Origin of the sequence: Granulicella sp. S190 (assembly GCF_009766095.1) — a bacterium.
In the GTDB taxonomy this organism is placed as follows: domain Bacteria; phylum Acidobacteriota; class Terriglobia; order Terriglobales; family Acidobacteriaceae; genus Edaphobacter.
In genome coordinates this window covers 47,676-59,157 of the sequence record NZ_LMUD01000020.1, presented here as the reverse complement: position 1 = coordinate 59,157, position 11,482 = coordinate 47,676, and the positions used below count along the sequence as shown (strand labels likewise).

Annotated in this window: 11 protein-coding genes; 1 reads left to right on the top strand and 10 read right to left on the bottom strand. The window is 59.9% G+C overall.

The window, feature by feature from the left end:
* Positions 1-329 (bottom strand): phosphoribosyltransferase (locus tag GSQ94_RS13260; protein WP_256369975.1); only part of this gene is annotated, 329 nt, incomplete at its 3' end.
* A 66-nt stretch (positions 330-395) separates the two neighbouring features.
* On the opposite strand from GSQ94_RS13260, the gene GSQ94_RS13255 reads away from it, so the two are divergent.
* The gene (locus GSQ94_RS13255) at positions 396-1,247 is read left to right on the top strand and encodes a prolipoprotein diacylglyceryl transferase (RefSeq protein WP_158944359.1); all 852 of its coding nucleotides are present in this window, start codon (positions 396-398) and stop codon (positions 1,245-1,247) included.
* A gap of 25 nt (positions 1,248-1,272) precedes the next feature.
* On the opposite strand, the gene aqpZ is transcribed toward GSQ94_RS13255, so the two are convergent.
* The 9 genes from aqpZ to uvrA all read right to left on the bottom strand — a co-directional run bounded on the left by aqpZ (position 1,273) and on the right by uvrA (position 11,470).
* The gene (gene aqpZ, locus GSQ94_RS13250) at positions 1,273-2,007 is read right to left on the bottom strand and encodes an aquaporin Z (RefSeq protein ID WP_158944358.1); all 735 of its coding nucleotides are present in this window, start codon (positions 2,005-2,007) and stop codon (positions 1,273-1,275) included.
* Positions 2,008-2,190: 183 nt separating this feature from the next.
* Positions 2,191-2,862, bottom strand: a complete 672-nt coding sequence (locus GSQ94_RS13245) for a M48 family peptidase (RefSeq protein ID WP_158944357.1) — start codon at positions 2,860-2,862, stop codon at positions 2,191-2,193.
* A gap of 326 nt (positions 2,863-3,188) precedes the next feature.
* A complete protein-coding gene (locus tag GSQ94_RS13240) occupies positions 3,189-4,574 on the bottom strand; it encodes a Dyp-type peroxidase (protein WP_158944356.1) in 1,386 nt (461 codons plus the stop codon).
* On the bottom strand, positions 4,567-5,199 hold the full coding sequence (locus tag GSQ94_RS13235) for a hypothetical protein (protein WP_158944355.1): 633 nt from the start codon (positions 5,197-5,199) through the stop codon (positions 4,567-4,569). Before GSQ94_RS13235 ends, GSQ94_RS13240 begins: the two co-directional genes overlap by 8 nt.
* Before the next feature lie 20 nt (positions 5,200-5,219).
* Complete coding sequence (locus GSQ94_RS13230; protein WP_158944354.1) at positions 5,220-5,816, bottom strand: hypothetical protein; 597 nt, start codon at positions 5,814-5,816, stop codon at positions 5,220-5,222.
* A gap of 209 nt (positions 5,817-6,025) precedes the next feature.
* On the bottom strand, positions 6,026-6,562 hold the full coding sequence (locus GSQ94_RS13225) for a hypothetical protein (RefSeq protein WP_158944353.1): 537 nt from the start codon (positions 6,560-6,562) through the stop codon (positions 6,026-6,028).
* A gap of 6 nt (positions 6,563-6,568) precedes the next feature.
* The gene (locus tag GSQ94_RS13220) at positions 6,569-7,036 is read right to left on the bottom strand and encodes a hypothetical protein (RefSeq protein ID WP_158944352.1); all 468 of its coding nucleotides are present in this window, start codon (positions 7,034-7,036) and stop codon (positions 6,569-6,571) included.
* Positions 7,037-7,061: 25 nt separating this feature from the next.
* Positions 7,062-8,378: a lipopolysaccharide assembly protein LapB gene (locus GSQ94_RS13215; RefSeq protein ID WP_254063857.1), complete on the bottom strand. Its 1,317-nt coding sequence runs from the start codon at positions 8,376-8,378 to the stop codon at positions 7,062-7,064.
* Positions 8,379-8,464: 86 nt separating this feature from the next.
* Positions 8,465-11,470 (bottom strand): excinuclease ABC subunit UvrA, encoded by a 3,006-nt coding sequence (gene uvrA, locus GSQ94_RS13210; RefSeq protein WP_158944350.1) that lies wholly within the window; start codon positions 11,468-11,470, stop codon positions 8,465-8,467.
* Between the last annotated feature and the right edge of the window lie 12 nt (positions 11,471-11,482).

Below are 11,482 nucleotides of genomic sequence, written 5' to 3'. Positions count from 1 at the left end.
TCGAGTATGTCTTCGACGATGATGACGTGCTTGCCTTCGATGGGATTGTCAATGTCCTTGATGAGCTTGACGGCGCCGGAGGACACGCGGGCACGGCCATAGCTCGAGACTGCAACGAAGTCGAAGGTGTTGTCGACCTGGATGGCGCGGGCGAGATCGGCGAGGAAGATCGCAGCACCTTTGAGGACGCCGATGAGGACGATGGATTGACCATGGTAGTCAGCTGATATTTGAGCGCCGATTTCGCGGGTACGGTCGGCAATTTGCTGCTTGGAGAAGAGGATCTCCATACCTGAGGCGGGGGGGAAGACGGGCGTGCTTGTGGACATAAAGGATAGGCTAACGCGAATAGGGAGCTGAGGCAAAGGCCGCTATACTTTAAGAGAGCGAGGATTATGTTTCCCTATATTGATATTGGCCCGATTCATCTGGGTACGTTTGGGCTGTTATTGTGGCTGGCCGCAGTGGCCGCGACGGTGGTGCTGCACAAGAATTTTGTTCGCAACGGCGTAGATGCCGATGCGCTGAACGTGGTGGCGTTTGTGGTGATTGCTGGCGTGCTGGGCGCGAAGGCCTGGCACGAGCTGCAGAATCCGGCGGATCTGTATGCGGCGTACAGGCAGATTATTGCGCCGGGCTGGCATCGGCCGTTTGCAGTGGCGATGGATTTTTTGCACTGGTTTCAAGCAGGGTTTGCATGGTTTGGCGGGATGCTGGCCGGTATCGCCATGCTGATGTGGCAGGGCCGCCTGGCGCGGCCGGACGGATTGAGTTCAGGCAAGGCAGCTGTGCGGATGCTGGACCTTGCGGCTCCCGCAGCTGCGATCGGCTATGGTGTGGGCCGTATCGGATGTCTGACCTCCGGCGATGGCGACTACGGGATCAACACGACGCTGCCATGGGGAGTGCACATGGCGAAGAATGCTCTGGTGCTGCCGACGCCGCCGGATGCCCTGGTCCAGCCGACACCGATCTACGAGTTTCTCTTTGCGATGGCCTTGGGCTGGCTGCTGTGGCAGCTTGGACGGAAGGCGAGGCCGCTTGGCTGGATGACCGGGCTATATCTTTTCCTGAGTGGAATCGCGAGATTTCTGGTGGAGTTTGTCCGGGTCAATCCGCGACTCTACTGGGGCATGAGTAATGCGCAGGTGGCGGCGCTGGGGTCTGTGGTTGTGGGATTGATTGTGATGGTGGCGACGCGGCGGGGCAGTGTGGTGGTGGCGCCAGTGGTTGAGGTGAGCTCGTAGAGGAACGAGCTCACCTCAGGTAAAACTATGGGCGATCGCGGGCCATCTCTTCGCGGAGGGGTGGCTGAGGGGCGGCGAAGAAGACGGTGGAGATAAGTCCACCGAGGATTGCGCCAAGAATGGGTGCTACCCAGAAGAGCCAGAGCTGGCTGAGTGCCCATCCTCCGACAAAGATCGCCGGACCGGTGCTTCGAGCTGGGTTGACCGAGGTGTTTGTGACCGGAATGCTGATGAGGTGAATCAGCGTGAGGCAGAGACCGATGGCGATGGGGGCGAAGCCTTTGGGTGCGCGCTCGTCGGTGGAACCGAGGATAACGAGAAGGAAGAAGGCGGTGAGGACTACCTCGGCCACGAAGCAGGCGAGGAGCGAGTAGCCGCCGGGAGAGTGGTCGGCGTAGCCGTTTGAGGCAAATCCTCCGGCGAGAGAGAAGCCGGGTTTGCCGCTGGCGATGAGGTAGAGGACGCCTGAGCCAGCGATGGCTCCTAAGACCTGAGCGACGACGTAGGCGGGGAGTTCGGCGATAGGGAAGCGTTTGCCTACGACGAGGCCGACGGATACGGCTGGGTTGAGGTGACAGCCGGAGACGTGTCCGATGGCGAAGGCCATGGTGAGGACCGTGAGGCCGAAGGCGAGAGAGACTCCGACGAAGCCGATGCCGAGGGTGGGGAACGCAGCTGCGAGAACGGCGCTGCCACAGCCGCCGAAGACAAGCCAGAAGGTACCGAAGAACTCTGCTACTGCACGCTTGGAGAGATGCATGGTGGATACCTGTTCTTTCTGAGGTATTGAACTTCGTGCGGCAAAATACTGGAGCCCTTTGCGAGTGAAGCAATGCACGTTCGAGCGCCACGGGATGCGCACTCTTTGCGTTGCGGAATCGTAGCACGGGGGATCTGTGCTCCAGCATGAAATTTTGAGGTTTGAAGACTGAGGGGGAAGGATTTACAGGCGCTTGAGGTAGGCCTTCGCAGCTTCCAGTTCAGGGAAGAGACGCTCTTCCGCCTGGAACTCGCGGGAGTGGACGCAGCGGCGGCCAGCTTTGACACGGACCGGGTGCTTGAGGTGAAGCATCTCGTGATAAAGAAGGTATTCGATAGCGCAGCGTGGGGTGTCGGGACGATCGAAGACGCGGCTGACGACGATGGTGTTGTGAGCGGCATCGTAGTGGCCGAGCATGCGGCGGGCGTGGTGAGCGCTCCAGGTTAGAGTGGGGCGGCCGAGGAGGCCATGGAAGAACCGGGTGTTGAGAGACTCAAAGACTTCGTTGAGATCGTAGTGGTGGCCGGTGGGAGCGGAGAGGCGCTTGCGGCCACGGGTCTGACGGATGTGCTCCGCCTGACGGGAGACGGCTTCGGAGGAGACATGGCGGCGGTAGCGGTCGGCGTGAGTGGCCGCGATGGGCTTTCGGTAGAGCTTGGCGAGGAGGATGTGAGCGATAGCGTGGTGAACGGCCTCGGGGGCTGGCTCGAGCAGATCAGAGAGGCGGACGTGCAGACGGCCTTCGCGCAGGCGAATAGTGGTGTTGAGCGAGGTGAAGCGACGGAAGCGGATGTCGAGCGGAGGGATGGGGGCGCGGGGACGCAGTTCGCGGTATTGCTCTTCGAAGACAGCCACGAGTGAAGTTGAGGCGGTGAGCTTTGGCTTAGCGGCGCGAGGCTTTCTTGGTGCACGCGGGTTGAGTGAGGGCGCGGCGGGCGGGTGGATCTCGTGGGGTGGAAAGAGAGACGGCGTTGCGGACGAGGAGAAGAGCTGCAGGAACTGGCGCAGGGGTGAGGGGCCGGAATGCTTCGGTGGGTTCAGGGCTTGTCCTTAGATCAAAAAAGAGCTTCGGTGGGCAAAGATAGCTTTGCACAAGGACAATTTTATAAGAGAGAGTCTGAGTTGCGAACGTAGCGTTGAGGGTACACGTCAGGCTGTTCTTGTTCGAGGTTCGGCACGGTTCAGCGCGGGTCGACCAGGCCCATCCCGATCATTCCCAGCGCGGTAATGCTGGGTAGAAAGAAGTACCCTCCCCCGCGTAGCTCTACGAAGCTCGGAAGGTTGCTGCAGACAAAGGGAGGATTGGTTGGAGTGGTGTCTCCCTGCACAACGAACCTGCCGTGGCCGGTGTGATTTCCCATAAGCAGATCCTTCTCGTTACCCAGACGGGCATCGTTGCCGTAGTTGATCCACTGCTGTTGAACAAACTCGAACTGCCGCGAGAAGTCTGCGTTGAGTGCGATAAAGATGACGCCGCGCTCGTCGGAGTCGGTGACGGATTCGCCTTCCGGAGTCCAGACTCCGTAGGGAAGGCCGCGTCTGGTGATGCGTCGGCGATTGATGAGTTTGCCGTCAAAACCGAAGGCGTCACGAGGATTGACGCGGCGCATGTGAGCCCCTACGGGGCAGCGAACCCCTTCGGGATCGGCACCAAAGGTGAAGTTCGTGCTGCGGGCCGGGTCCTGCGTGATGGACGGATCGGGCTGGTCGGGCGAGAGCTCGATGGGTGTCCCGTCTCGCCATCGACCAATGAATTTGGCTGCAAGCTTTTCTTTGCCTCCAGCGTAAAACGGGGCGTGATCGTTCAAGTAGCTGCGGAAGGTTGCGAGATTCTGGTGGAGCTTGCGGTACACCATGAAGGTTCCGTTGCTGGCGAGAATATGGGGCACGGGCGCCACGGGGAGTTCGCCGGCCTCGTCGGCGTAGCCCAGGAGAAGTTCTCCTGTTGCAAGGGGAGCCCAGGTGCCATTCGAGTTGAGTTTGCCTTGGCCCGGTTGAGAGCTGCGCTCGACGCCCAGATAGTCAGGGTTGCCGAATCCGTCGGTAAAGCCGAAGTGCTCTTTGGTCGTGGGGACGCCGTCGATTACCAGAGCAGCGGCATCCTGTGCGTCGAGCAGAATAACTCCGTCGGTGTCACGCATCAGGGTGAGCATGTCGGCGCAGCGCGAGTTCAGAGCGTCCAGCGATACGGCATTGACGCCAAGCCACGCGTGGACACGATCCTCACGCCAGATCTCGTCCCAAGATTCGGGTGCGTTACGGCCAGTGTCGCCGAGTATCGCGGCGCGCTTCTTCATGCCTTGCTGAAACTCAACGGGGAAGCTTAGCAGAGTGGCGTCGGGCAGCTCCAGCGCTGACAGCCCGAGGTGAGTGAAGGCTATGTTGACTGTGCTCAGGGGCTTGCCTGAGTCCCAGCGCTGGCCGGTGGTGACCTCGCCCAGAAGACGGTGGATGAAGGTTGCCGCACGGCCTGCATCTTCAAAGCGAAGGAATAGGTATCGTGCAAATGGCATGTTGTAGCCGCGCAGGACGAAGCCCTGAATATCGGTTTCGTTCAACTTACTCATTGCGCCCGCCTGTCTTGAGGTCGCGGTCCGGGGCCATAGCACCAGCTTTTTGCAGGGGCATGGATTTGAGGTCAGCCAGAAGTTGGATGAAGTCGGATTGCAGGAGAGTAGGATCCGTACCTTGATGGTTAGCGATGAAGTCGGCGACGGCATGCTGAGTCTGCAACGCCCGGAGAGTCTCCGGAACCGATTTGTCGTTTACGGCTGCAAAGAAAAAGGTCGTATCGATCTGGCAGGATTTCATGTAGTTGAGGAAAGCTTGCAGGTTGGTGGTTCCGGGGTAGCCAACGCAGTGGATCCAGATTGCATTCAGGTGCTCTGGAATGGTGGCGGCAAGGCCTGTGAGGTAACTGGTGAGATCGCCGTCGCAGTTCGACTCAAAGATGAGGTACTTCGACTTGAGGTGTTCCTCGCATGCAGGCATGCCGACGTAGATGACATCGTCCATGACGACGAGGCGAGCGAGGTGGGTGCCAGGAGCCAGAGCGAAGGGGCTCTGCTCGTCGATGGGGAGTTGGGCGAGATAGTTGCGGATCTGGAGGTCATGAGAAGGCGTAACTTGCTCGTCATCGATGATGGGCGAAAGGATGGTCAGGCCGTAAACTTTACCGTTCTGGTTAGGCATGGCTGCTTTCTCTGGCTTTGTTATGAGACAACGGGAGCTTCGCCAGTATTTCCAAGATGCGTCTGCACCCGAACAACAAACTGCAGGTAGGCCTCAGCGAACTGTTGAGGTGTGGATGTCTGTGCCTGTGCCGCGAGTTGATCAAGGGAGGATTGAACGATGTGTGCGGCTTTGAGGTCGTTTGCGGCGGCGTAGGGGTAAGCGGTGTAGTAGTAGTCGGTGTCGAACTGAACCTGAGCGATGTATTCCTTGAATGGCGTGATGGGGACCGAGCCGGGAAACTTCTCACTCCAGCGCCAGATGAGATTTAAGCCGCGGCTGAGCACGGAGGAGAAGGCGTCGATGTACTGATTCCAGGTGCCATTAAAGTTGCTGAAGAAGAGGAGGTAGTCGTACTGCAGATCCTCCGGGACCTGTCCCTGTGCCAGGAAGGGAAAACTTCTGCGCGGGACGATGACCCAACGAGCGAACTCGATGAAGGAGAGGTTGATGAGATCCTTCTGCATAGGCTTGATATGCCAGAGCGCAAAGAAGAGGATCCGAAGGAGACCTGTCTTCCACGGCTTCATCGGTGTGATGACGTTCATCGCGTAGACTTTGCCGTTGATGTTGCTCATAGGGCTCCAATGCGGAGGCTGTGTCAGTGCATGGGCCCGATCTCTTATCCCTGACGATGTGAAGACACTTCCGGCAGCGATAAGAAAGTAGGGGAATTATGCCAGAAACACCTAATCCCCGCACACGATATTTCTTGTGCGGGGCTCGTCCGGAAGAGTTTTATGACAGGGTGGGTTGCGCTAGCTGCTGCAGAATATCGAGGACGGCTTCATCGAGGCATATCGATGGGGGCGTTTTTATTTTCTTTTGGCGGAGGATGGGCGAGGAACCAGGTCTTCTGGTCTTCAAGGAGCTGCGTTGCCTGCTCGCGAAGGTCGCGAATGGCTTCGAGGGCTAGTCTGCGGGAGACATTATAGGCCTCGTTGTCCGGTGGAGACTTCAGATTGGAAGACCAACGCTCGGTGGCTTCGAGAAGCTTGGGGAGGGCCTTGCGGATGTCGCGGTGACGAGGCCCATAGTCGTCGAGGTTGTCGTTCAGCTCGTCTGCGATAGAGGTGAACTGCTCCAGCAGATCGTGGGTGTCCTGTTCGCGGCCGGGTTTGCGCGGATGGGCGTAGAGATCCTGAATAGATTTGTTGCGGGTGTCGAGGAGTTTAACGAAGAGAAGGACGCGGTCGCTGGGGAAGTAGGCGGATTCACGCAACTGCTCGACTTCGCCGTCGGAGAGTGCGGCTTCAGGGCGCTGAGCGTGGAGAGGCAGAGCGAATGACAGCAGGAGGAGGACGATCGAGAGCCTACGGAGCATTGGTTCCTAGTGTTTGAAGACCTGAGCGAGGAGCTCGTCGTGGACCTGATCGAGCTGCTTGAGAGTCGCGTTCAGGGTGTCGCGATCTTCGCTGGAGGCCTTATGGAGATATTCGCTGAGACGGTAGGAGGTGTGGTGCATCAGTAACTCGGCGTTCTTGAGGCGCTTGGTGTTGCTGGCGAGATCCATGTGGATGAGCTGGGCATAGGCGTTGACTTTTTTGAGCGTGGCGCTGGCCTGATCCACATCTCCGTCGAGCATCTGTTTGCCGGCCATCTCTGTCATGACGTGGACGAGCTCCGTGTAAAGGAAGCACTGGTCGCGTGGGTTGGCCTGCTGGGCGCGCAGCTCGAGCTGCATAAGAGCCTGGGCATCGGGAAGGTTTTCGTCGACCGAGGCGGCGCGTGCGGGTGTTGGGAGCGAAAGGAGCAGAGGCAGGGAGAGAAGAGCCGTGATGCGGAGGATCGATTTCATAACGCACCTCGAAGGGAGCGCTTGCCTACTTCAGGTGTTCGAGGGTGAGGAGACGGTGGCGGGCCTCCCACTCCTCGTCCGGAAACTGGCCGTTTGCCACGGAGAGGAACTGCTTGTACAGGTCGGTCGCCTGTTTGGTGTGGTGCAGTTTGTCGTGCGCAGTTGCCGAGAGAAACAGGGACGACGGTGACTGTGGCAGGACTGTACCACGAATAGTCAGCGCTTGCAAGGTCGTTGTTGGGTCGTTATTGGCGGAGGCGGCGAAGGCGAGATGGCTGGCGGCCTGGCCGAGGTCCTCTTTCGTGGGGAAGGCAGAGGATTGGGCGACGGCGCGCTTGAGGAGAACCTCAGCTTCTGCGAAGTTTTTGAGGTGGATCTGCACGTCGGCGCTGTCATCGAGCAGGGTGGGATCCTGGGAGGATTTTGCCAGGAGAGCGGCATAAAGGGGCGCGGCCTGATCGTACTGCTGGTTGCGACTGTAGAGCCGGGCGAGGAGGCGGGTGATAGAGGGATCCTCGGGATGAGCGGCGTGGAGTTTGGCGGCGAGAGGGATGGCCTGGGCAGTTTTTCCCTGCTGCTCATAGAGGCTTGCGAGCTGGGCGTTGAGGGTGGGATTGTCGGGGTCTTTGGCAAGGGCCGTGGTGAGGAGGGCTTCTGCCTGGTCCGGACGCTGTTGATGCAGAAGGAGATGGGTAAGGGCGGCGGTGGCGTCGTGATTTTGCGGGTCGACGGCGAGGAGGCGGCGGTAGGCGAGCTCGGCTGCGGTGGGGTCGCCGGATGCTTCGGCGAGTTCCCCGGAGAGGAGGATGTCGTCGGGAGTCTCCGGGGAGATCTTGATGGCCGAGAGGAGCTCATCGCTGGCGGCCGATGGGTTTGAGGTCTGGTCGATGCGAGCCAAGGCACGGAATGCGCGGGCTTTGAGGGCTGGGTTGTCTGTGCTAAGGGTGGTAGCGGTGAGGAGTTGGCTGTGAGCGTCTGACAGTCTGCCGCTGCGAGCCAGGAGGAGGCCGAGGGCAAGGTGGGGGTCAAAGTAGGTAGGATCGGCAGCAGCGGACCGACGGTAGGTCGCCTCGGCTGCGGTGGTCTGATCGAGGGCGTCCTGAGCGAAGGCGAGGTCGTAGAGGAGATGGGCGTCTGTGGGGGGGGTTTCCGCGAGCGTGGTCAGAAGTTTGAGCGCAGTGGGGTAATCCTGCTTGTCGAGGGCTTCGTTTGCCTGAGCGCGAAGAGGATCCTGGGGTGCCGTCCGGGGTGGAGCAGTCGTATCGATGGCGCCGGCGGGCAGCTGGGCCTGTGCGATTGATCCGAGCGAGAGAAGTAAGAGCAAGAGAAGGGACGAAGGCAAAAGGCGGTTGGCGCTTATCTTCGCTTTGTCTGGGAGTGAAGGGTTTGGCTTGTGAAGAGATGGGAACAGGCACTGAGGGGCGAGCTTCATGCTGTGACCTGGAGTTCCGGTTCTGCTTTGGATACGGGGAGGTTGAGGACAGGAGCGAGCCAATGTCCGGTATGGCTGGCAGGGTTGGCGGCGATCTCTTCGGGGGTGCCCGTGGCGACGATCTGACCGCCACCGCTTCCGCCCTCAGGGCCCATGTCGATGACCCAATCGGCTGATTTGATGACGTCGAGATTGTGTTCGATGACGAGGAGGGAGCCGCCGCCTTCGATGAGCTTGCGGAAGGCAGCAAGGAGCTTAGCGACGTCGTCGAAGTGGAGGCCGGTAGTAGGCTCATCGAGGATATAGAGGGTGCGGCTGCGAGCTTTTGCTGCGGCTTCGTTAGTGGTGCTGCGGTTGGTGATGCTGCGTGCGGTGGCGAGGTGCGAGGCGAGTTTGACGCGCTGGGCTTCGCCGCCGGAGAGGGTGGTGGCGGACTGGCCGAGACGGACGTAGCCGAGACCGACCTCGTCGAGGACGTAGAGTTTATCGACGATCTTTGGATGACCGGCGAAGTAGACGAGAGCTTCCTTGACGGTCATGTTGAGAACGTCGTGAATGTTCTTGCCTTTATAGCGGATGTCAAGGATAGATGATTTGTAGCGTGTTCCGTTACATTCTTCGCAGGGAAGTTCAATGTCGGCGAGGAACTGCATCTCGACGGTGACGGTGCCGTCGCCTTCGCAGACGTCGCAGCGGCCGCCGGGGACGTTGAAGGAGAAGTGTCCGGGGCCGAAGCCCCGGCGCTTGGCGTCGGGTTGCGCGGCGAAGAGAGCGCGGATGTCGTCGAAAGCCTTGATATATGTAACCGGATTAGATCGCGGGGTGCGGCCGATGGGAGACTGGTCGACTAGGATGACGTCGTTAATGTGCTGGGTCCCGGAGAGTTCGCGGTAGAGGTGCGCGGGATCGGCACCTTCGGTTTGCCCGAGGGATTGCATGAGGGCGCGGTAGAGAACCTGATGGACGATGGTGGATTTGCCGGAGCCGGAGACTCCTGTGACACAGCAGAGCAGGCCGAGAGGGATGTCGATGTCGACACCGCGGAGGTTATGAATGCGGGCGCCGGTGAGCTTCAGGTGTTCGCGACCGGGTTCGCGGCGGTGCTTGGGGATAGGGATGGTGAGGCGACCGGAGAGATATTTCCCGGTGATGGAGTTTGGGTTTGCGGTAACTTCGGCTACGGTACCAGCGGCGAGGAGATGGCCACCAAGCTCTCCGGCTCCGGGACCGAGGTCGAGGAGATGGTCGGCTGCGCGGATGACGTCGGGATCGTGCTCGACGACGAGGATGGTGTTGCCGAGGTCGCGGAGATCTTTCATGATGCCGATGAGCTTGGCGGTGTCGCGGGTATGGAGGCCGATGCTGGGCTCGTCAAGGACGTAGAGTGCGCCGACTAAGCGGGAGCCTAAGCTGGTCGCGAGCTGGATGCGCTGGGCTTCGCCGCCGGAGAGAGTGGAGCTGAGGCGGTCGAGGGTGAGGTAGTCGAGGCCAACCTGGTGGAGGAAGTGGACGCGCTGGCGAACCTCTTCGAGGATCTTTCCGGCTACTTCTAATTGTGCTGGTGAGAGTTGCAAATTGTCGAAGAAGGTTTGCGCACCGGTGATGGTGAGGGCGCTGGTCTCGCAGATGTTCTGATTGTTGATGAGGACGGCACGGGCTTCAGCGCGGAGGCGCTGACCACGGCAATCGGGGCAGAAAGCATAGCCGCGGTACTTCGAGAGAAAGACGCGGACGTGGAGTTTGTATTTTTTACGATCGAGAGCGGCGAAGAAGCCTCGAATACCGGGGAAGGTGCCGTTGCCGTCTTCGATGAAGGCTTGCTGCGCTGGCGTGAGGTCGAACCAGGGGATGTCAGTGGGAATGCCTGCGGCTTTAGCGGCCCGCTTCATCTCGCCGTGGTGGGGGCGGTATTTTGTGGTGGTCCAGGGGGCGATGGCGCCATCGTCGAGGGTCTTCGACTTGTCGGGGATGATGAGATTGGGATCGAAGTCGATGGTGTTGCCGAAGCCCTGGCAGCGCGGACAGGCACCGTAGGGGTTGTTGAAGGAGAAGAGTCGCGGTTCGGGTTCGCGGTAAGCGCGATGGCAGGTGGTGCACTCGAATGCGGCGGAGAACCGCAACTTCGCTGGGTTCTCGTTATCTTGGCTGAGCAAGCTGTGAAACTGGACCTCGCCGGATTCTCGGTAGCCGGTCTCGATGGCATCGACGATACGGGTACGGCTGTCAGGGTTGATGGCGAGGCGATCGATGAGGGCGAAGATGGGTTGGGTGAAGTCGAGTTCGAGGAGTGATTCGGGGGTGGAGAACTCGACGATCCTGCCCGGTTGATCGCCGATTTGCTGGTAGAGACGGTTATAGCCACGGCGGCGGAGCTCGGTGAGGCGCTCTTTGAGCGCATCGGTGATGGAGGAAAAACCGACCACGGATGACGCAGATTTGACGGATTTCTTTGGAATGGATTTTTTAGGTTTAGGCGCGTCGGCCGTCTCTTCGACAGTGGGCAGCTGCATCGGCTCGAGTTTGAGTTCGGCGCGAACGATGGGGAAGAGGACGTAGGTGCGGGTGCCCTCTGGCAGGGAGAAGAGCGTGGTGATGATCTCGTCTACGGTATCGTGCTTGACTATGCCGCCGCAGTGGAGGCAGGTGACTGTGCCGCAGCGGGCGTAGAGGAGGCGGAGGTAGTCGTAGATTTCTGTTGCGGTGGCGACGGTGGAGCGGGGGTTGCGGGTCTGATTTTTTTGCTTGATGGCGATGGCGGGGGCTAGGCCGTCCATATGGTCGACGTCGGGCTTTTCGATGCGTTCGAGGAACTGACGGGCGTAAGCAGAGAGGGATTCGACGTAGCGGCGCTGGCCTTCGGCGTAGACGGTGTCGAAGGCGAGTGAGGATTTTCCGGAGCCGCTGACGCCGGAGACGACGGTGAGGGCATTGTGCGGGATATCGACGTCAATGCCCTTGAGGTTGTGGGTTCGTGCGCCGCGAATTGTGATCTGGTCATTCATAGAGACAGTTGT